The 20500-nt window shown below is 56.3% G+C and carries 20 protein-coding genes and 5 tRNA genes; 4 read left to right on the top strand and 21 right to left on the bottom strand.

All coding sequences use genetic code 11. The annotated features are described in order from the left end of the window. The first annotated feature begins 136 nt into the window (after positions 1–136). Complete coding sequence (locus RIN56_13415) at positions 137–1276, top strand: DHHA1 domain-containing protein (protein MDR7867806.1); 1140 nt, start codon at positions 137–139, stop codon at positions 1274–1276. Positions 1277–1287: 11 nt separating this feature from the next. On the opposite strand, the gene RIN56_13420 is transcribed toward RIN56_13415, so the two are convergent. The 13 genes from RIN56_13420 to RIN56_13480 form a co-directional block, all read right to left on the bottom strand. Further along, on the bottom strand, positions 1288–2391 hold the full coding sequence (locus RIN56_13420; GenBank protein ID MDR7867807.1) for a YibE/F family protein: 1104 nt from the start codon (positions 2389–2391) through the stop codon (positions 1288–1290). A 171-nt stretch (positions 2392–2562) separates the two neighbouring features. Beyond that, a complete protein-coding gene (locus RIN56_13425; GenBank protein MDR7867808.1) occupies positions 2563–3021 on the bottom strand; it encodes a hypothetical protein in 459 nt (152 codons plus the stop codon). 96 nt (positions 3022–3117) lie between these two features. After that, complete coding sequence (locus RIN56_13430) at positions 3118–3834, bottom strand: 2-phosphosulfolactate phosphatase (protein MDR7867809.1); 717 nt, start codon at positions 3832–3834, stop codon at positions 3118–3120. Positions 3835–3842: 8 nt separating this feature from the next. After that, entirely contained in the window at positions 3843–5063 is a 1221-nt protein-coding gene (locus tag RIN56_13435; GenBank protein MDR7867810.1) for a Zn-dependent hydrolase, read from the bottom strand. Positions 5064–5105: 42 nt separating this feature from the next. Beyond that, the gene (locus RIN56_13440) at positions 5106–5666 is read right to left on the bottom strand and encodes a DUF4337 domain-containing protein (GenBank protein MDR7867811.1); all 561 of its coding nucleotides are present in this window, start codon (positions 5664–5666) and stop codon (positions 5106–5108) included. 60 nt (positions 5667–5726) lie between these two features. Next, complete coding sequence (locus RIN56_13445; protein MDR7867812.1) at positions 5727–5858, bottom strand: hypothetical protein; 132 nt, start codon at positions 5856–5858, stop codon at positions 5727–5729. Positions 5859–5929: 71 nt separating this feature from the next. Then, positions 5930–6091, bottom strand: coding sequence for a hypothetical protein (locus RIN56_13450; protein MDR7867813.1), 162 nt, complete (start codon positions 6089–6091; stop codon positions 5930–5932). A gap of 51 nt (positions 6092–6142) precedes the next feature. Then, positions 6143–6409 carry a glutathione S-transferase N-terminal domain-containing protein gene (locus tag RIN56_13455; protein ID MDR7867814.1) on the bottom strand — a complete coding sequence of 89 codons (267 nt, stop codon included), beginning with the start codon at positions 6407–6409 and terminating at the stop codon, positions 6143–6145. An 18-nt stretch (positions 6410–6427) separates the two neighbouring features. After that, positions 6428–6922 carry a ferritin family protein gene (locus RIN56_13460; protein MDR7867815.1) on the bottom strand — a complete coding sequence of 165 codons (495 nt, stop codon included), beginning with the start codon at positions 6920–6922 and terminating at the stop codon, positions 6428–6430. Between the two features lie 77 nt (positions 6923–6999). Then, the gene (locus RIN56_13465; protein ID MDR7867816.1) at positions 7000–8772 is read right to left on the bottom strand and encodes an ABC transporter ATP-binding protein; all 1773 of its coding nucleotides are present in this window, start codon (positions 8770–8772) and stop codon (positions 7000–7002) included. Further along, entirely contained in the window at positions 8769–10505 is a 1737-nt protein-coding gene (locus tag RIN56_13470) for an ABC transporter ATP-binding protein (GenBank protein MDR7867817.1), read from the bottom strand. The genes RIN56_13465 and RIN56_13470 overlap by 4 nt, the downstream gene beginning before the upstream one ends. Positions 10506–10733: 228 nt before the next feature. Next, a complete protein-coding gene (locus RIN56_13475; protein MDR7867818.1) occupies positions 10734–11168 on the bottom strand; it encodes an Lrp/AsnC family transcriptional regulator in 435 nt (144 codons plus the stop codon). Positions 11169–11287: 119 nt separating this feature from the next. Continuing rightward, the gene (locus RIN56_13480) at positions 11288–13183 is read right to left on the bottom strand and encodes a glutamine synthetase (protein MDR7867819.1); all 1896 of its coding nucleotides are present in this window, start codon (positions 13181–13183) and stop codon (positions 11288–11290) included. Positions 13184–13652: 469 nt separating this feature from the next. Here RIN56_13480 and RIN56_13485 point away from each other — a divergent pair, with 469 nt between their 5' ends. Genes RIN56_13485 through RIN56_13495 form a run of 3 tightly spaced genes read left to right on the top strand, consistent with a single transcriptional unit; the run spans position 13653 to position 16064 of the window. After that, entirely contained in the window at positions 13653–15242 is a 1590-nt protein-coding gene (locus RIN56_13485) for an amidohydrolase (protein MDR7867820.1), read from the top strand. A gap of 15 nt (positions 15243–15257) precedes the next feature. Further along, positions 15258–15827 carry a DUF2284 domain-containing protein gene (locus RIN56_13490; protein ID MDR7867821.1) on the top strand — a complete coding sequence of 190 codons (570 nt, stop codon included), beginning with the start codon at positions 15258–15260 and terminating at the stop codon, positions 15825–15827. Between the two features lie 36 nt (positions 15828–15863). Continuing rightward, the gene (locus RIN56_13495) at positions 15864–16064 is read left to right on the top strand and encodes a hypothetical protein (protein MDR7867822.1); all 201 of its coding nucleotides are present in this window, start codon (positions 15864–15866) and stop codon (positions 16062–16064) included. Positions 16065–16109: 45 nt separating this feature from the next. On the opposite strand, the gene RIN56_13500 is transcribed toward RIN56_13495, so the two are convergent. The 8 genes from RIN56_13500 to RIN56_13535 all read right to left on the bottom strand — a co-directional run bounded on the left by RIN56_13500 (position 16110) and on the right by RIN56_13535 (position 20486). Then, complete coding sequence (locus tag RIN56_13500) at positions 16110–17300, bottom strand: ABC transporter substrate-binding protein (GenBank protein MDR7867823.1); 1191 nt, start codon at positions 17298–17300, stop codon at positions 16110–16112. Between the two features lie 23 nt (positions 17301–17323). Next, on the bottom strand, positions 17324–18484 hold the full coding sequence (locus tag RIN56_13505; GenBank protein ID MDR7867824.1) for a M48 family metallopeptidase: 1161 nt from the start codon (positions 18482–18484) through the stop codon (positions 17324–17326). A gap of 180 nt (positions 18485–18664) precedes the next feature. After that, positions 18665–18753: transfer RNA gene (locus tag RIN56_13510), tRNA-Leu, on the bottom strand. 127 nt (positions 18754–18880) lie between these two features. Continuing rightward, complete coding sequence (locus RIN56_13515) at positions 18881–19972, bottom strand: HD domain-containing phosphohydrolase (GenBank protein ID MDR7867825.1); 1092 nt, start codon at positions 19970–19972, stop codon at positions 18881–18883. Between the two features lie 187 nt (positions 19973–20159). Next, positions 20160–20234 (bottom strand) — tRNA-Cys (locus RIN56_13520). 6 nt (positions 20235–20240) lie between these two features. Continuing rightward, a tRNA-Gly gene (locus tag RIN56_13525) sits at positions 20241–20315 on the bottom strand. Positions 20316–20320: 5 nt separating this feature from the next. Next, positions 20321–20396, bottom strand: a tRNA-Phe gene (locus RIN56_13530). 13 nt (positions 20397–20409) lie between these two features. Further along, a tRNA-Asp gene (locus RIN56_13535) sits at positions 20410–20486 on the bottom strand. Between the last annotated feature and the right edge of the window lie 14 nt (positions 20487–20500).

Raw genomic sequence — 20500 nt, forward strand, 5'->3', positions numbered from 1 at the left:
GCAGGCGGCTTTGCTGCGTCGCCGGTGTCGGGTATAATGGGTTTGAATGCGCATAACGGAGGTAAGGGCAACTGTGACTGAAAAATTGTATTATGTTGATTGTTATCAAAAAGAGTTTACAGCGAGAATTAAGGAATTGCGCACTCTGCCCGATGGCAGCTATGGCGTCGTACTTGACCGGACGGCATTTTATCCCGAGGGCGGCGGCCAGCCCTGCGACAAAGGTTGGTTGGACGATATCCCGGTGGTGGCGGTATACGAGGAGAACGGCTCGGTCGTGCACGTCACCGCCGTCAGACCGGCGTCGGAAGCGGTCCATGGCCGCCTGGACTGGGAACGGCGTTTCGACCATATGCAGCAGCACAGCGGCGAACATATCCTGTCGGCGGTGTTCTCCGACCTCTTCGGCGGGGAGAATATCGGGTTTCATCTCGGCAGCGACGGGGTATACATCGATGTCACTATGGAAACGCTGACCGTTGAGCAGGCGGCTGCGGCGGAAGCGGCAGCCAACGCAATTGTGTTCGCCAATCTGCCGGTCAAGAGCGAATTTGTCGCCGGCGGCGACCTCGCCGGGTTCCCGCTGCGCAAACAGCCGGCGAAAGGCTTCGCCGCCATCCGCCTTGTCAGCGTGGCAGGAGTGGACTGCTGCCCGTGCGGCGGCACGCATGTAGCGGCCAGCGGCGAAATCGGCCTGATCAGGATTCGTTCCTGGGAACGCAAGGCCGGGGCTGTCCGGGTGGACTTCGTGTGCGGCGGCCGGGCCCTTGAGGACTACCGGCTGAACAGCGCCGTGGCCCGCGATCTATCCGTACGGTTGTCCGTGCCTGTCGTTGAGGTACCGGCAGCGGCCGAACGGCAACAGTGCAAGCTGGAAACGGCCACCCGGCAACTGCAGGCCGCAAAACAGGAACTCGCCGGCTACAGGGCCGACGAGTTATATGAAAAGGCTGACAAGTTTTCTGACATAAAGCTGGCCGTTTCTGTCATCGCGGACGCGTCGGCTGCCGAACTGTCGGATCTGGCCAGAGCGGTGCTGGCCCGCGGCCGCGCCGTCGTCCTGTTGGCGGCCGGGAGCGCCGAGCTTGACAAATCTCACTTTGTCTTTGCCTGCACTGCGGGCATCCCGGCCGATATGGGCAAGCTGCTGAAGAAGACGCTTGCGCTTACTGGGGGCAAGGGCGGCGGCAACGCCCACTGGGCGCAAGGCGGCGGCAGCTGGAGCGACAAGTTGGAAGACGCCCTGCGGGCTGCCCGCGCGGACGTCTTCAGTTAGCCGCTTAGGTATTAACGCTCCCGGCCGCACATCAGGAAAGCGGCAATCAGGGCTGTCAGCGGGATGGCGCAGATAAGGCCGATGCTGCCGGTAAGGGCGCGGGCGATCTCGGTGACGATCATATTGAGATTCATGATTTTGAGCGCCGAGGCCTGCGGCTGGGAGGCGATCAGCAGCATAAGCGGCAGGGATGTGCCTACATAAGCCAGGATGAGGGTGTTGGACATCGTACCCATTATATCCCGGCCGACATTCATCCCGGTCATGAACAGGCTTTTCCTGTCCATATCCGGCTGGAGGGCTTTTACTTCGTAGAGGGCCGACGCAATCGAGATGGCAACATCCATTACCGCGCCGAGGGCTCCGAATACCATGCCCGAGAACAAGACCCCCTGGAAATCGATGTCGGCCATTTTCGTTGCCTTGAGCATCATGGCTTCCTCGCTATCGAGCCCCGTCAGGTGCATCAGTTGGATGGCGAGCAGGGAGAGCAGCCCGGCGATGGCCACGCCGCCCACCGTGCCGAGAATGGCGGCTAAGGACTTCTTGTTCCAGCCGCTGATGGCGACCTGAGTCACGGTGGCAATCACGGCGCAGACGAGCAGGGTCAGGAGCGTCAGGTTTATTCCCCTGGCCAGCACCTGACCGATATAGACCTGAAAAATCAGAGCGGTGGAAAAGCCGATTACGAAAACTGTCTTTACGCCTACGACACCGGCGAATATCACCAGTGTGCCGATAAACAGGGCCAGCAGGACATAAACATAATCGAAGCGGTCGAAATCGCTTACGTGGTATGACGTCCGGCCGAGGTCGTAGGCCACGGCGACGATGATTTTGTCGCCTGGTGCTACTTTGATTGCGTAGGGCGAACGCTCGGAAACAAAATTCAAAGTGTCGACGACCTTGCCTGTTTCCGGACCGGTGGTAATTCGTACCGTGACAAGTTCGCCGCGTTCGAGGAGGTACTGCTTCCGCGTAGCATCATCGAGCGGAGCGACCGACAGCACAAGACCTTTTTCGTACTGGACGGGGGGCGGGGCGGCGGGAGCGGCGCCGGCAAGGTTTAACCCGACGCTGAGGAGCATTATCAGTATAATGAATGTCTTTTTCAAGCCTCTTCCCCTTGTGGTCATTTTGTTTTCCTCTCATATATTCGTCATTTATCATAGTTGTTCCTAGTAAAAAAAACCGGCCTTACCGGTTTTTATTTATGTAAACGGTAAGCCGGCCCTTGCCGCTTACCGTTTTTGAATGTTGCTAGTCTTCGTTGCTATCGATCCCGGTCACTTAAGGATTTGCGCCGCCCCGGCCAGGCTGCTGCTGTCGCGGACGGTTTGGGGAATAAGCCCGGCGTTCTGCAGAATAGAGGCAAGCAGGTTGAGGCTCTCTTCGTAAGGACCGAGCCTGGATGCCAACTGGGTTGTGACTTCTTGCCGAACGGCGGTTTCCACAGTGCCCCGGATATCCCCGCCGTTTGCGGCGGCGGTTACCAGTCCGGCCAATTCTCCCTGACCGGCCCGATCAATGGCGACCTGGGTCACGCGGCTGACGATCGCTCCCCGGCCGCCTTGCTCAATGTCCTGCTTGAGGGCAAGCAGTTCCTGGACTTGGGCGGCTTTAGGGTTCTGGGCAATTATCTGCGCGAGCACATCGTCGGCGGTTGCGGCGTGAACCGAGGGCATCAGGGGTGAATAGGCAGCGGCAGCCATGGCGAGCATGGCCATGATAACGATTTTTTTCATAGACATCCCCTTTCCACGTTGCTCAGCCTCCATTTTACCATGCATGTTACGTAAACTAAAGGCGAAATATTTACCTTAAGATAACCGACCCGACTGCTAGCAGGCAGCCGGGTCGGTTATTTCTCCGCTGAGAAATTCAGGGACGATGTCGTAAAGATCATGCCGCAGGCAATAGCCAATATCTCCTCCGTAGCCGATGGCGGCAAGATTCCTGGCATGGGCGCCCTGGGACGTCCGCCGCACAAGGTCGGCGCGGTAATCGTTGTATATCGCCCGGGCGGCTAGGGCCGCATCGCTAAGGTCGCTATGGCCAGTAAGCCTATCGGCAAGCAGTCCGGCGCACAGCGCGTCCTCGATGGTCAGGTGGCCGCGGGTTCCGGCGCAGAGAATTACAATATTCATCGATATTGAGGAAAGCTTCCGGCAAAGGGCGGCGGCGTTGACAAACGCACCGACATAGACTTTCGCCGCTTTCTCGGCCGTCTTAAGAGCGGCGGTGCCGTTGGTGGTCGTCATGATGATCGTCTTGCCGGCTACCGCGGCTCGGTCGTACTCACCGGGCGAGTTGCCAAGGTCGAAGCCCGGAATGGGGCGGGCCTGGCGTTCACCCGCAAGCAGCGCCCCGAGGTGCAGTTCCTTGAGAGTTATGGCTTCTTCTACTGTCATGACCGGTATGATGCGGCGGCACCCGTTGGCGAAGGCGGTGGCCATCGATGTCGTAGCGCGGAAGATGTCGAGGACGGCGACGGCATGGTCTCCCTCGGGCGGCCTGGCAATATAGTCCAGGGGGGTAAAGTATACGTCGACTGTCATGTAAACACCTACTTGGCGAGCTGCTTGATAGTGGCTGTCAGGACGTCGATGCCCTTCACAATGTCGTCGGCGTCGGCCTCTTCTTCCGGATTGTGGCTGATGCCGCTCCGGCAGGGAATGAATATCATCCCGGTGGGGGCTATGGCGGCCATGTTCATAGCGTCGTGGCCGGCGCCGCTGTTCATCAGCCGGTAAGGCATGGTGAGCTGACGGCAGACGGTTTCGATCGTCTGGATGATGTCTGCGTTCATGGGGACCGGTTTGTCGGCGGTCACCACTTCGATCGCCACCGGCGTTTCCTGGCCGTCGGCGATAGTGCTGACAGCGTCTTTGATGTCCTGGATGGTTTCGATTATGCTGTCGTGGTCCACGCCGCGAATGTCGACGCCCATCTCCACCCGCCCGGGGATGACGTTCATTACATTAGGGTGGTTGCGGATTACGCCTACCGTCCCGACTGTGCCGCGATGGTGCTGCTCAAGGGCGATTTCCTGCACTGCGAGGATTATCATTGCCGCGCTCACGAGGGCGTCCTGACGGTCGCCCATCGGCGTCGTTCCCGAGTGTCCGGCCACTCCGTCGACAACGATCTTGAGGCGGGTGGGGGCTGCGATTGCCTCGACGATGCCGATCGTATCATTTGTCCTCTCGAGGACCGGTCCTTGTTCGATATGCAGCTCAATGAAGGCCTTTAACTCGTCCCGGCTACGGCCGGCGGCCCGGGCATTGGCCAGGTCGAGGCCATGGCGGCCGATAGCGTCGGGAAAGCTTTCGCCGGCCTGATCTTTGGCTTTCGACCATGACGGGTTGACGGAACCTGTCATCGCTTTGCTGCCCATGGTGGCAAAACCGAAGCGGCTGGATTCTTCCGCCATGAATACAATGAGCTCCAAGGGATGGGCCAACGGACCTTGCCCGGCCAAGCGGCGGATGGCAGCCAAGCCGCCGACTACCCCCAGGACGCCGTCGAAGCGGCCGCCCTCGGGAACGGTGTCAAGGTGCGAGCCGGTGGCTACCGCCGGAGCTCCCGCTACAGCGCCTTCCAGCCGCCCGATAATGTTGCCGAACGCGTCGCGGTGCACGGTCAGGCCTGACTGGCGCATCAATTCCTGGATATATTCTCCGGCGCGGCGATCCTCGTCGCTGAAAGCGAGGCGGGTGATTCCCGGCCCGCCTGTGCTGAATCCGGCCAATTCGGCGATAGTGGCCATTACCCATTCTCTGTCCACGGCAATGCCTCCTTAATTATTCATGTCCGCTGCCGCGCCCGATCAGAGGGTGATCATCAAGGTGTGGATGAACATCACCACGCCGGCGCCACCGCTGACCAAAGCCATGTACCAGTAATACGGCACTTTGTTTATTGAAGCCAGGGAACTCAAAAGGATGCCTATCTGCAGGAAAATCATCGATTGCCCGAAGCGCGAGTTGAAATCCCGGGCGATGTCCCGCTCTTTCTCCAAGCGCTGGGCCTCTTCCATTATCTCCTTCTTTTCCCCTTTGTAACGGCTGATTTCTTTATCGAACTCAGCGAGTTTCGCCGCGTAAGTCTGTTCTTTGCCCGGCAGGGGCGAAACGAAGCTTAGGCTGTCGCGTTGGACCTGATAAGCGGTTTCTTTGATACTCTTCGCCTGGTAATAGGCCCACTGATCCGACGCCTGGCTTTGCGCCAGCACCATTTTGTTGCCGTAGCCGGCGGCCTTGAAGGACGCAAGTGTGGCGCAGACAGCGAGAATCACCGTCGTTACGGCAATCAGAGTCGGCAGTTTTTCGGACAAAAAAGAGCGAGCGGCAGGACCGGTCTTCTGAGCAACTGCATCGGTTCCGGGCATCAACTATCCTCCCCGTATCTTTCAAAAAATAAGCGCCGTAAGGCGCTTGGGCTGCAACAATTACCTAATAAAGGATACAACCATCACCAACAAAAGGACGGCTGCGGTAACACCTCCGACGACAAGGGCGGTGCGGTTCACCTTCTGCATGTCCTGCTTGTGATAGCCTCGCTTGCTGGGTCCCCTAGGCATCGCCCATCCCCCTATTCAGAAGTTCGTCATTAATTCAATTTTACATTATTTGGCGAATAATTCAAGCCGTCCTAAGCCCCGAAGGCAAAATCCTGCTGGCATTTCGAACAAAATATTTGTTCGCCGTTGACAGCCTTGCACATGGGAACGACAACGATGGCGCCGCAGTGGGGACAGATAATCTTTACTCCTTTTTCGATCGGACATTTGCGGCGCCGATGCCGCCTCAGCATGACACATCCCTCCCGCTAACATGATATGCGGGGTGGGCTGCGTCGGAAACGTCAATACTTTACGGGCTTGATGACGTTGTGGGCATAGGTTTCCACAAGATATTCCAGGATGTTGTCAGCGGAGGTGAGAATCGTTTCGCCGTCCACCAGCACCGGCACCGAGTATTGTCCGGTCAACTCGAATACCTGGGTGCGCTTGGCTTTCGCCGGACTGACGTTGACACATATATACGTAAGCTCAAGTTCGGCGAGCTTTTCTCTGATGCTCTGGCATTCCGGACAGGCATGGAGGTTATAGAGTATAAGCCTCGCATCCATTACCGTTCCCTCCTTCGCTTACGCCCAGGCGTCGATCATTTCGCGGAGTTTGACGACATGGGCCTGTTCTTCGCCCTTCAGGAGACGGAAGACGTCCCTGGCCTCGGCGAACTTTGCCCTGGCGGCCAGTTCATCGTAAAACAGCACTGAGTCTTTCTCCGCCTGCATGGCAGCCTGCAGGACAGCCTGCACGCTTGTCAGCTCGGCGACGTGTTTGCCGGCGTCGTAAGGTTTGGGGAAAACGTGTTCTTCGGCGATAACCGTAAGGTAGCGGGAAGTCTCGGGGTCGAAGAGGTATTCGGCCGAATGGGCTTCCTTTCGGTTTTCGATCATGTTGAAGAGGGTGGTAAATCTAGCCAGATGGTGTATTTCCTCGTTTTTCAGCCACAGGAACAATTCTTTGTGGGCAGGGTTAGTGGTTTGCTGGTAAGCCTGTTGATAAAAGTCCCGCCCGCGGGCCTCCATCGCCATTGCGATGCGCAACCCTTCAAGATCACTGAACATGTTGGCCATACCGTATTCCTCCTAATGGGTTTTGGTATTATATTCATTGCGCCGCTATCATATTCCTTCTTGGCGGGGAGCTTGGGTCACTGGCTGTGATAAAGGCGCCAGTACAGTCCCCGGCAGGCGACGAGCTCTTCGTGGGTGCCGGCCTCGGCGATTAAACCACGGTGAAGGACAAGGATGCGATCGGCATTCTGAATGGTGGACAGGCGATGGGCGACAACAAGCATGGTGCGCTGTTTGGCGATGTGTTCAAGCGCCCCCTGGATCAGCATCTCGGTTTCGCCGTCGATATTGGAGGTGGCTTCGTCCAGTACCAGCACGTCGGCACGGCAGGCCAGCATTCGGGCGAGAGAAAGCAATTGGCGCTGCCCGACCGAAATCATCGCTCCCTGATAGCCAATCGGCGTATCGTAGCCTTGCGGGAGCTTTGCGATGAATTCGTGGCAATTCGCCACAGTGGCGGCGTCGATGATATCCCGGCGGGATATCGCGGGATCGAAGAGGCTGATATTTTCGGCCACCGTGCCGTTAAACAGGTGAACATCCTGAAACACCACGCCGATCGTCCGCCGGAGAACGTCCAGGGGGATCTCGCGAATATCGACACCATCGACGAGGATTCGGCCCCGCTGCGGCTCGTACAGACGGAGCAGGAGATTGATGACCGTGGTCTTGCCTGAGCCGGAGAGACCGGCAATACCGATGAATTCGCCGACTGCCACCGAGAATGACAAGCCGCACAGCACCCAATGCGGTTCTTCATAAGCGAACCATACGTCTTCGAAAGCTATTTCGCCGTTGACGCGCCGGTGGGTGTTTTGTCCGTCAGGCTCTTCGGCCGGGCGATCGGCGGCAATCAGTTCGTAGACCCGCTCGGCCGCCGCCAGGGCCGACTGCAGCAGGCTGTATTTCTCGGCCAGATCTCTGATTGGCCAGAAGAATTTCTCCATATATCGCAGGAAGGCAACAACTACGCCGATCTCTACGCCCCCCAGGCTGCTTTGCCAGTCGCCGTACCACAGGAGTAGCACGACCGCAAGGGTATAGACGAGATCGACAAACGGCCGGAAAAGGGCAAAAGTGCGCATTTCCTTCAAGCCGGCGGCCAGGTATTCACGGTTGACGACGGTGTATTCGGCCTCGCTGCGCAGGAAACGGGCAAACGCTTTGACAACGCTGACTCCGTTGAGACTTTCCTGGAGAAAGCTATTGATGGCGGCCGTTTTCTCGCGCACCTGGCGGTAGGCCCGCCGGGCGTATTTCTGATAGAGAGCGGCGAGGACGATCATCACCGGGATGACGGTGAACGAGACGAGCGCCAGCCGCCAGTCGATGGCAAGCATGACGGCGATGATGCCGATCAGTACCAGCAAATCGCTGGCGAAGGCGACGAGCACATCGGTGTAGAGGTCTTTGATAGCGTCGGTGTCGTTTGTCACCCGCGTGACGATACGCCCCACCGGCTGGCTTTCAATGTCGGTGTAACGCATGTAGATGAGTTGCTTGAAAACTTTCTGCCGGACGTCGAAGATTATTTTCTGGCCGATATACTGGAGCAGGAGGGTTTGCCCCCAGGCAAAAAGCATACCGGCGGCGATAGTGGCGGCGTAAAGCCATGCGGTGTTACGTAGGCCGGCGAGGTCGCCGAGGAGTATCTGGTTATCGATGGCGATTTTGAGAAGATATGGCCGGGCCAGATCGGCGGCCGTGCCGAGGAGCATTACGGCAAGAGCCGCCGCCATAAGCCCCCTGAAAGGCCGGGAAAAACTCCACAGCACCTTCGCCACTTCCCGGTCGAGTGGACGGTCGGGGGGAGCGGAGTCGTATTCCCTGCCGCGAAAATACATGCTCATGGCTGTTCACCGTTTACGAGCTGCTGCTCGTACAGTCTGAAGTACAGGCCGCCCTGGGCGATGAGTGCGGCATGCGTTCCTTGCTCGGCGACGCCGCCATCATCGAGGACAACGATAAAATCGGCATCTTTGACCGCGGCGACCCGTTGGGAAACAATGATGGTGGTGCGGCCGCCGCTGAAGTCCTTCATATTGGCGAGAAGCTCGGTCTGAGTTTCGTAATCCAGCGAAGCGAAGACGTCGTCGAGGAGAAGGATTTCCGGAGTCTTTACCAACGCACGGGCGATCGCTACGCGCTGCTGCTGGCCGCCAGACAGACGACGGCCCTTTTCGCCGAGAACGGTGCCAAAGCCGTAAGGCTTGTCGTCGATTGCTTCCCTGACAGCGGCAAGACCAGCCGCTTTTTCCACGTCGTCGCGCGGGTAGTCGCGATCATAGGCGATATTTTCGCCAATGGTACGGGCGAAAAGGAAGCTGTCCTGCGGTACATAGCCGATTCCTTGGCGGAGTGACAGAAAGTCCAGCGTAAGTATCTCCCGGCCGCCGATGAAAATGGCATCGGCAGGCGGTTCGTAAAGACGAAGAAGAAGTTTGAGCAGGGTGGATTTGCCGGAACCGGTTCTGCCGACGATCCCGACGACAGCTCCCGCAGGAATGGAAATAGTGACGTCTTTGAGAGCGGGGTTGGGGCTGTCCGGGTACCGAAAGGTCAGATGACGCAGTTCGACGCTACTGCCGGGAAGGGCGGACGGTGACGCCGGCAAGCCGGTCTCGTAGGCCGGTTCGGCCAGCAGGGCGGCAATGCGGGCCAGCGACGCCGAACCGCGCTGCACGGTCGCGATGAGGTAGCTGAAGCCGGTGACCGGCCATATCATTAGGCCGAGGTAGCCGAGGAAGGCTACAAGGTCGCCGACGGTAAGGACGCCGGCAACGATAAGCTGCCCGCCGCCGTGAAGGGCGATGGCGTAGCAAAACAGCGGCGCGGTATGGGAGACGGGGAAATAAGCGGCCTGCAGACGGGCCATGGCCAGATTGGCTGCAACATTATCCCGGCTCACGGCGGTGAAGCGGTCGATGGCCACTGCCTCGGCGGCGAAACCTTTTACTACCCTGGCGCCGGCAAACGTTTCCTGTACCATCTCGGTGAACTGGCTGAATTTTTCCTGGACGATGCGAAAGCGGTCATGGATCGGCCGGCCCATCAGGGCGGTGGCTAGCAGCACGAACGGCAGCGGTACGACCGACTGCCAGGTGAGTTCCCAGTTAACCACTTCGACCATTACGATCAGCGAGGCCAGCCCCATGATGAGTGCGTCTACGAGCAGGAGAGCGCCGAGGCCGACCGCGACGCGGACCGCCGTGACGTCGCTGATGGTGAGGGCCATGACCCGACCGGGGCCGAAGCGATCGAAGTATACTGGCGGCAGACGGAGAGCATGGGCAAAGAGTTTATCCCGCAGGTAGTATTCGAGGTGACGGGTGGTGCCCATAATGAGTACCCGATAGCAGTAGCGAAGGATGGCGATTAAGATGGCCAGAGCCGTCAGCGCGCCAAGCAGCCTGACAAGGCCCGCGTCGCCTGCCAAGAGCAGATCGACCGCCTTCCCCGTCAGACGAGGAATGGCGAGCTGCAGTAAGTCGACAACTATGAGAACAAGGACGCCAAGCCCGTAATAAGGCCAGCGCCGCCGGAAGAATGGCGTCAGTATGTGGATGTGGCGCAAAAAATCCATATTTTTCACCTTTGCCGGAAATACCCTTAGTTATGAAATACGGCCCGCGCCCCCTCAATTCCTGCGAAATAATCATACTGGTGATACTTTGCCCCGCGACGCCTCAAATACTAATCCGACAGTCGGGGCAAAATATGGTATAGTGAAAATACCGCCCCAATAAGGGCGGCGAAGTGACCGAGTGTTTAAACCCCGGAGCGACCGCTCCGGGGTTTTGGGTGCCTTTTGTCAGGGCAGATTGATCTTTTTTGCGGCAATAGGCGTGGACAGCACGAGGTGGGTCTCGGTGCGGCCGTAAATAGTCAGATCGTCGAGCAGTTTTTCTAACGCTGCGGTATCGGCGACGGCCGCAGCAAGCAGATAGGAGGCGCTGCCGGCAAGACGGTGGCACTCGAGAAGCCGGGCATGGCGGCGGCAATAGTCGAGGAGCTCTTCACCCGAGCCGCCGCCGATGGTGACGAGGATGAAGGCCCGAACCGGCAGGCCGGCTTTGGCAATGTTTATGTCGGCCCGGTATCCGCCGATGATGCCGCTGTCTTCGAGCTTCTTGACGCGCTCTATAGTGGCCGGGCTTGTCAGCCCTACCCTCTGGCCCAATTCTTTCATGGTTATCCGGCCGTCGGTCTGAAGGATGTCGACAATCCTCAAGTCGATATTGTCCATATTCCACCTCAGAAATAATTCTCCTAATCCATTTTAGGTTAATTTTCTTCTGATTTCAAGTAATATTCCGACAAAAAATTAAATCCCCCGGCTGGATGCCGGGGGATTAATTCAGCCTGCTAGATTATATTGCGTTTGTATTGGGCATAAAGGGCTTTGATTTCGCCCATTTTTGCGGCCATCTCGATTTGCATGTTCGAGGCGGCTGCATAGTCGCCGTTTGCCACTGCTTCCCTGATCCGACTGAACAGGCTTTTGGCGGCGGGTGTATCTTTTGCGATATAGGTGCGCAGGGCGCTTACTTTCTGCCAGGCCTTTTCGTCAATTTCGTCCTTGGCATCATGCACGGGTTTGCACTCTTTAATCATTTCGCAATTCTCGCCGATAATGCGGTTGACCAGCTCGGTCCGCCAGCGGAGAAGCGCCCCGGCCACGAACGCGTCGATGAGTTCCTTGCGGAAGGCGTTGCCGGCGGTAAGAACGGCAACCTTCTGCGGATACTTTTCGATGTTGAGCATGTTTTCCCAGACGGTGGCAGGCGGCTTGCTGAAGAGACGGTCACGTTCCTCGGCGGTGTAGTCCTCGAAAACGTCATGTTCGCTTCGATAGGCGCGCCCCTTCTCCAGGTAGAACCCAGCGGTCGCCGGGTCTTTTGAAAGTTCGGCCTCAAGCTCCTTGGTGGTCTTGCCGGCGCTGACGGCGGCCTTGATGCCGTCGAGCATGCTCAGATAGAAAGCGGTGACGGCGATATAGGTGTTGGTGAAGGGGTTCGGAGCACGGACCTCGAAACGGGTGGCCAGCGGATTGTTGACGTCGCGGACAAGGCCGGCCAGGATGGTGCGGTTACGGGACGGCACGGCCGGGCTGTGACCAAGCGAGGTTACGATGCAGACCGGGGCTTCGAAACCGGGCTTAAGGCGGTTGAGCGAGTCGTTGGTGGCGGAGATGAACGGGTTGACAACTTCGTAATTTTTGAGGAGGCCCATGATGGCGCCGTAACCGATAGCGCTCAGGAAGTCGCCTTTCATATCGCCGGGCGCGAAGAGGTTCACCAGTTTACCCGACTTCAGCCTGGCGGCAATCCCTACGTGGGTGTGTTCGCCGCTGCCGGCGACACCGGTGATGGGCTTCGCTTTGAATGTTACCTCAAGGCCGTTCTCGCGGAATACTTCCTTAACAAGGATGCGGGCCTGGAGTTCGTTGTCGGCGGCCTGCGTGGCATTGGCGAAACGCCAGTCGATCTCCATCTGCTCGACTACATGGGCGAGGTTGCCTGATTCGCCGATACGGGCCTTGAGACCGCCGACCTCTTTGTGACCCATCTCGGGCTCGAGGCCGTACCTCTCCAGCATAAGCATGGCTTCTTCCAGGGCGGTGCGGGCCTGGCCGCGCGCCCGGGCCCAGTAGTTCTCCTGCATGACCTGGGTAGCCGACAGTTCTTCGATTTCCGCGGTTTCGTCAGGCGTCTTGACCCAGAATTCGAGCTCAGTGCCGACAGTAAAAACGATATCGTCGATTTCAGCGGGATCGAGATGCTCAAGACCGGATACTTTACCGGCTTTCTTCAATAACTCGAGGATTTCCCCTTTAACGTATTCAAGGCTCTGCGCCAGAATAGAGCGAGAGTCGACCCGCAGGCCGTTGTGGACGAGGAAAGCAGGGATGCGGAGTGAGCCGACCGGTTTGCCGGTCTCTTCATCGACACTCTCCCAGTTGTAATCGATAAACCAGTTGACATTGGGGTCAACTACCATATCAACCTTGGCGTTGTTTAGAGTCGCCAGGCCGGTGAGGACGACTGACGAACCGTCTGTTTCGACGGCGCCGCCCAGGAAGAATTTCTCAATATCTTTCAAAAATAAATTTATGGGGATTTTTTCGTCGGTATCGTTGCCTGCCAAGTCAATGCCGACCAGGGACACGAACTTGATTTCGGGATGCTCCTTCAGCAGATTGACCAACTGTCCGTTGGTGTATTTTCCTGCCGGGATGAAGTAAAGCAAATCGTTTAACATACTAAAATCCACCTCTCAAAATAATTTAGTTTAAACAATACTCAGGTATTAAGCCACTATGTTATTATCCCGCCCCTGGCTTTGAGGCATTCCCCCGCCATCGCCGCTAGACCAGAAATGCAGCAAGGAAGCGACTTGCCAGTATAGTGGCATGCGGGTGAAATCTTCGCTGCCGGCTAACATCATATCCCTCCTTTATCCCTCTGAAACAAGCTCGACTCCGGGATATTTTCGCGCCGCACGGCCGTCGCATGCAGCGGCCGAGAAAAGCGCAAAGGACTTCCTAAAATATTTCAGGAAGTCCTCATCGACTTATAGTTATTAATTTTGTATTTATTATAGTTTTCGCCGACGCTGTTTGTCAATACTGCGTCAGCAATTTTTTCGTAATTTCCTCCGGGATTGTTGCTGTACACGTGCGGACATGGTATCTTTAAATCTGGAGACTCATTCGGGGAGGTTTTTTTCCATGGCCCACGCCAGCCTCGTCATACTAAACGCCGCCGTGTGGACGGGCATCGGCTCGGCAGGTCGCTGCCAGGCGATAGCCGTTAATGCTGACCGAATCGTCGCCATAGGAAGCAACGCAGATATTTCACCGCTCGTCGGGACGGCGACGAAAGTGATCGACGCCGGCGGCAGGCTTATCCTGCCAGGCTTTAACGACAGCCATGCCCACTTCCTCCTCGGCGGCCGCCAGCTTTTAGCCGTCGATCTGCGTGATGCTTGCAGTTGTAATGATCTTGCCGCCAAAATCGCGTCAGTTGCCCAGACGGTTCCTGCGGGGCGCTGGCTGATAGGCGGCAATTGGGATAACGGTGCATGGTCCGATCCGCGCTTGCCGACTAAGGAAGACATCGATCCTTTCACTCCGGCCACACCGGTTTTCGTCACCCGCAGCGACTTGCATATGGGCTTGGCCAACAGCGCTGCCCTGACCGCCGCCGGAATAACGGCCGGAACGCCGACTCCGTCCGGCGGCGCGATAATACGCCACCCCGTTACCGGCGAACCGACCGGCATATTGAAGGATGCCGCACTCGAACTTATCCGCCGGGCGATACCGCCGCCCAGCATGGACGAGTCGCTCGCTGCTGTCGGAAAAGCGTCCGAACTCGCCGCCTCTCTGGGTGTGACCTCGCTCCAGGATATGGCTGTCGGGAAAGAATGGGAAAGCTGGCGCGTGTTTCAGACTTTTCGCAGTCAACAAGCGCTGACAGTCAGACTAAGCCTCCACATGCCCTTGCCCGACTGGACCAGAACCCGTCAACTGCCTGACGGTCAGCAGGACGCCTGGCTAAGGCTTACCGGTGTAAAGGCTTTTATCGACGGATCGCTCGGTTCTTCCACCGCACTGTTCTTCGCCCCTTACGACGATGAGCCGGATAATTCCGGCCTCCTGATGCAGACTGCGGACCAACTGGGCGGACAGCTCGCTGCAGCCGACCTGGCCGGCCTGCAGGCAGCCGTTCACGCCATCGGCGACAAGGCCAACAACATTCTGCTGAACATATTTGACGAAATAGCGGCACGAAACGACCGGCGCGAACGGCGCTTCCGCATCGAGCACGCCCAGCATCTCTGCGCTGAAGACATCGGCCGGATGGCGGCTCTGGGGGTTATCGCCTCGGTGCAGCCTAGCCACGTCATCGACGACGGTCGCTGGGCCGAAAAGCGTATCGGCCCTGAGCGGGCAAAGTATGCCTACCCCTTCCGCTCTCTTATAGACGCCGGAGTCAGGCTGGCCTTCGGAAGCGACTGGCCGGTCGCATCTCTAAATCCTCTTGAGGGCATTCAGGCTGCCGTAACCCGCAAACTTGACGGCGGACAATCCTGGCATCCAGAACAAAAGATAACCGTCGCTGAGGCAGTCAACGCCTACACCGCCAACGCAGCCTACGCGGAGTTCGCAGAAAGAGAAAAAGGCGTTTTGTCTCCTGGTATGCTTGCCGATTTTGTCGTTCTGTCCCAAGATATCTTCGCTATACCGCCGGAAGAAATCGCTGCTGCCAAAGTAGTTTGTACCGTCTGCGGCGGCAGAGTTGTCTACGAAAAGTAGTGAGGAGGACCGCAAGTGGCGAAGACGGCGCATGCAATCAAAACCCTGCTGGCGTTGGCCGATACTGCGAAAACAAAGGGTTGCCACGAAGCCGAACCGCTTCTGACGCGCGAAATCGTCGTTGATCCGCGCGTCAGGCTCAAATGCCGGCTTAACCTGTGCGGCCAGTTCGGCCGAAACCTGATGTGCCCGCCAAAAGTGTGGGCTTTGGACGAAACTTTGGCAATCCTGACTCGGTACACATTCTCTCTTCTTGTGCAAATCACCCGCGAGGCTGAGCCCCATGAATGCCAAAATGTGTTCGACAGGGAAAAGATCGCTATGAACAAGATTATTGTCAGCCTTGAGCAAGAAGCATTCCGCAACGGCTTCAGTCTGGCTGTAGGTCTTGGCTGCGGACATTGTCAGCTCTGCCAAGCATGTGCGGACGGAGATTGTCCGCCCGTTTGCCGTCTGCCTTCACAAGCCCGTCCTTCCTTGGAGGCGGTGGGAATCGACGTGGAAAAAACCTGTGCCGCAGCCGGGCTTCCGGCCGGATTTTCTCCTGGCCGCGTCACGCTCACCGGACTTTTGCTCTTGGACTGAATACAAGGCATACCAATAGCCGGAAAGGAAACTGAAATGGCCAAATACTCGACTCCTTTCTATCTCGTCGCCGCAATAACGGCAATCGTGATCCTCAGTTCCTCGCTTGATATTCTTGACGCTATTTTCGGCACAAAAATGGCCGCCTACAGTGGCATATGGCTTGCCTTGGCGGCGACGGCACTTTTCATAGCCTATCTGGTATATGCCTATAAAATCTGGAAAAGGAAGAAATAGACATCATAGCGAAAGCCACGGTCCCCTAGGGACCGTGGCTTATTATTATGGTTTGAGCATCCTGTAAGGAAATGACTGCCCCTCTATCATCCGGTACACAGTCACAGATTTCACCACATTGTGGTCGGCTGCGTCGATACGGATCGTCCCCAGCAACCCTTCGGCCTCAATACCTTCCAGGGCGGCCCGCACGCTTTCTGGATCGGCGTTGCCGGCCTTTCTTATCGCCTCCACGAGAACGACTGCCGCTTCATAACCCATTGCCGCCTCAGACCCTGGCGGGCGTTTATATTCCTTCTCAAACGCTTCAAAGAACTTGTCAACCTTAGGTAACACTTTACTTGCGGCGTACTGGTAAAAAAAATAGATATCATTAAGCGCTTCCTCGCCTGCGTAAGCCGCTATCCGTGGCGAGTCCCACATATCAGGCCCCAGCAGCGAAGCGCCTATGCCGCTCTCGCGCAAGCCTCGGATGGTTTGCCCTGCCTCGCGATAATTCAGCGGAATGAAGACAACCTCGGGCTCGGCTTGCCGGATCTGGGCGACATATTCCTGTGAAGCTTCCTCGCCACTGCCGATCTGCTCTTTGGCGACAATTTTTCCCCCGAAGGCCGCGAAAACCTGTTCGAAAGCAGTCGCCATCATGCGAGAAAAATCTGCTTTATCGTTATAGACGATCGCGGCTTTCTTAGCCCCCAGCTCTTCAAACGCGAACCTGGCCATATAGCCGGCCTGCTTATTATCCGAGAAACACGTCAGGAAAGCATAAGGCTTTACCTTGCCATCGCTCCCCGTCAGCATAAAACCACCGGCCGTGGGGCTTACCAAAGGTATCCGGTTCTGTTCGGCAATCACATAGGCCGACGATGTATTGGCAATAGTTAGGCAGCCTAATACCGCCGATACATTCCCCCTGGCGGCCAGGCTTTTCATCACGACCGCTGCCTTTGCTTTGTCGGAGGCGTTATCAAGAGGTACGAACTCAATCTTGCGGCCAAGCACCCCGCCGGCATCGTTGACTTCTTTGAAGGCCAATTTAGCGCCCATAACCACCATTTCGCCGAAATAGGCGTAACGCCCGCTGAGGTCGAAGTTGCCGCCGATGCGTATGGGATCAGCGGCAGGGCTTGTTGGTGCTGCCGGAGCGGCGCCAACCGGGGATAAGCCGGATAAAGCAACAAATATTACGGCTGTCAATAAAGAGAAGAAACAAGAATACAAACGACTTTTCCGCATCACCTTCACCCTCTTCCCCACCATTACAATTCAACCCAATGAGAGTTCAAAGGTTTGGCCTTGTTAGAATTTTGCTGGCTCGTAACGTCTGCCGGAAACCCCAAAATCGCATTTAATTTGGCCTGTAATTCCTCGGCCGATGGCTCACCAGGCACTGGTGTAATAATAGTCCGCCCGGCCAGCTTGAGAGTGCCGAACTCTACCGTGGCCGGGTCAGGTGGCCGCGGCTGCTGGTGGAAAACACGGGCAAGATTGCCGGCTACCAGATGCGCGCGCTCCTCAGCCAGCCGCGCCCCAATCGGCCGAGTATTCATCAGGAGCTGCCCTTTGACGTTCACTGCCGTGCCGCTTACCGTAACATTATTACCTGAATAAGCAGTAAGTTTGGCGGAAAAATTCTCGATTCGCTGTTGATTTGTAGGGTGTGTACGGGGATTAAACAAGGCGCGCATCAAATCCGGCTTGTCGACATAATACGACTTCATCCGGACAAAAGCGGCGGCGGCTCCTCCCGGATTATAACCGGCGTTGACGGCGTATTCGAAGCCGGTATTGTCGGCCTCGTACTCGAAGGGAACAGAATAACCGCTATTTTGCACGTGTAGAAGAATTAGACCGGCAAGTTGCAACTGATAATCTGGAATATATTCTCCATATCTTTTTGCGATTAGACTCGCGATGGTCCTTAACGGGAGCATGCCTTCGATCTGCCGCAAGGAGTGTTGTTTAGTGCCGTGGCCCATTTCGTGAGTCACGATAAAAGCGACCATATCCTCATTGAAGCCAAACTCATGAAAAACGCCCGCATTTATTCCGATAACATTGCCAACAGATCGAAAACCATTGATGGAACCATCGGGGATAACAAAATAGCTGGGCGGCCGGGCGAGAATCTCGCCGTTACCGGGTGCGGCGCCCACACGGGTGAAAACACGGTGCAGCATCTCGTTGGCGGCGTCGTCTCGGCTGACGCCGAATTTCTGTTTAGTATTTTGGAATACCTGATACTGCATGGTAAATTCGGTCTTTTTCATCATTTCGCGGACTAATGCATAAGTATTGACAGCGTCAAGCACGTCGAGAATAGCGTCGAAGGTGTCGGCCCGTGCCACAGTCGGTAATGCAAAGCCGAAACCGAGGTTGAAGGTTACGACAAAAGTGAGGATCACGCACAGTTTTTTCATCGCGATACCTCCGAAAAGCTTGTCATTATTTGTAATTAAATTATAGAACATATGTACGCTTGCTGTCAATATGTGGTTTTATTGTTTATAATTCCCGATTAAATCTTTTTCAAAGTAGTCATGACACAACGGTCAAAAATAAAAAGGCCCAGGAATAAAACTCCTGAGCCATCTCGTTACTGGTGCCGGAGACCGGGGTCGAACCGGTACGGAGATTTCTCTCCGACGGATTTTAAGTCCGTTGCGTCTGCCTGTTCCGCCACTCCGGCGTGTATTAATATCCCGGCAGCATCAGCTGCCGGGACAGCGTAATTATTATACCGCAAATCCGTTTATCTGACAAGAGTGCAGGAAGGTCCAACCCGAGGCAAAATAAGGCTCCGCAGTATGCGGCACTTAAAAAGTCAGCCCGACGATAGCAATATCGTGGGTTTTGGTCAGATCAATAAACTGCCCGTCCTCGGTTTTCAGAACAGGGGAAGTCGGGTTGATAGTCGGCAGAAAAACGACCTTTGCCTTGCGCCCGTCGTTCAGCTTGACAGGGTTATTCATAAGATAATCGTTGATCCGCCGGACGAAGGTATCGCACACCGCAGGGTCAAGTCTGGTGAACATTTCACCCTTGACTGTTTCCACCATGTTGAACGGGTTGAGTCCGCCGGGCCCTTCGGCAATATGGCAAAGACGGTCGGCCACAGTGACGATGCGGGCGAACTGATTGATACCATCACCGGACAATGCCAGGGGGTAGCCGCTGCCGTCCCGGTACTCGTGATGCTGTGTGACGGCGGCGAGCACGTTGGGCGGCAACCCGGGAACATCCCGGAGTAGCTCGTAGGCAAGCAGAACATGTTTCCTAAGCATTTCCTGGCGTTCGGGAGTGGGGTCGTTATCTATTATCAGGCTGCGCGGCATCCTTATTTTGCCAATATCATGGATGAGACCGGCGAGAACGACTTCATCAATTACGGCAGGCGCCAGTTCCATCCACGACGCCAACATCCCGGAAAGAGCAGCGACCGATACTGAATGGCGCTCAAGATAGTCTCGGTCGCGGTTGACGGTTATTCTGAACAGCAGTCGGTTTACAGCCTCGGCGGGCTGAACGAGATGGCGGGCGACTTTAGAGGAAATTTGCCGGCAACCGGCCGTTTCGAAAGTACCTCCAGATCTTAACGCTTCAAAAAAGTCGGTTACATTGAACAACGCTTCTTCCAAGTTGCAGGTGAAATTGATTACCTTCTTCGCCATCGCATCCGGCAGGATTTCCAGTACCGGATCGATTACCGCGGGAGGCGGAGTCAGCAGTTCGGCTTCCGAAGTTTCCGCGATCATAATAAAGGCGATATCCCAATTCTGAATTAGGCGGATAGCTTGCTCGGTAAGCTGGCTGCCGGCTGGAATAAGAATCTGCCTGCCATCGTTGGAGAATACCGGTTCCGCGGTTATCATGCCTGGCTGCAGATCAAAGGATATTAATTTCCGCACGCGAAAGCCTCCTCAGAGTAGGAGTGGTTAGCGTCTCTTGCCGTACCAAAACGTTCTCGGAGCAAAAAAAAGCCTGCCAACATAATATCGTGGAAATAATAAGAAAAGTTAAGTCTTAAACACTATATTTAGTTGATTCTGTCAAAAAAAGCATAATAAAACCACCCGTCGCGGGTGGTTTTCCTTTTGGAGGCGGCACCCAGACTCGAACTGGGGAATAGAGGTTTTGCAGACCTCTGCCTTACCACTTGGCTATGCCGCCAGATAATGGAGCGGAAAACGAGATTCGAACTCGCGACCCTCGCCTTGGCAAGGCGATGCTCTACCACTGAGCTACTTCCGCATGAATGGTGCCGCAGGGCGGAATCGAACCGTCGACACGAGGATTTTCAGTCCTCTGCTCTACCAACTGAGCTACCGCGGCAAAAAAATATAAATGGCGACCCCGATCGGATTTGAACCGACGATCTCCGCCGTGACAGGGCGGCATGTTAGACCACTACACCACGGGGCCGTTTGAAACTGCAT

It is taken from the genome of Sporomusaceae bacterium, assembly GCA_031460455.1.
Taxonomy (GTDB): Bacteria; Bacillota; Negativicutes; order Sporomusales; family UBA7701; genus Anaeroselena.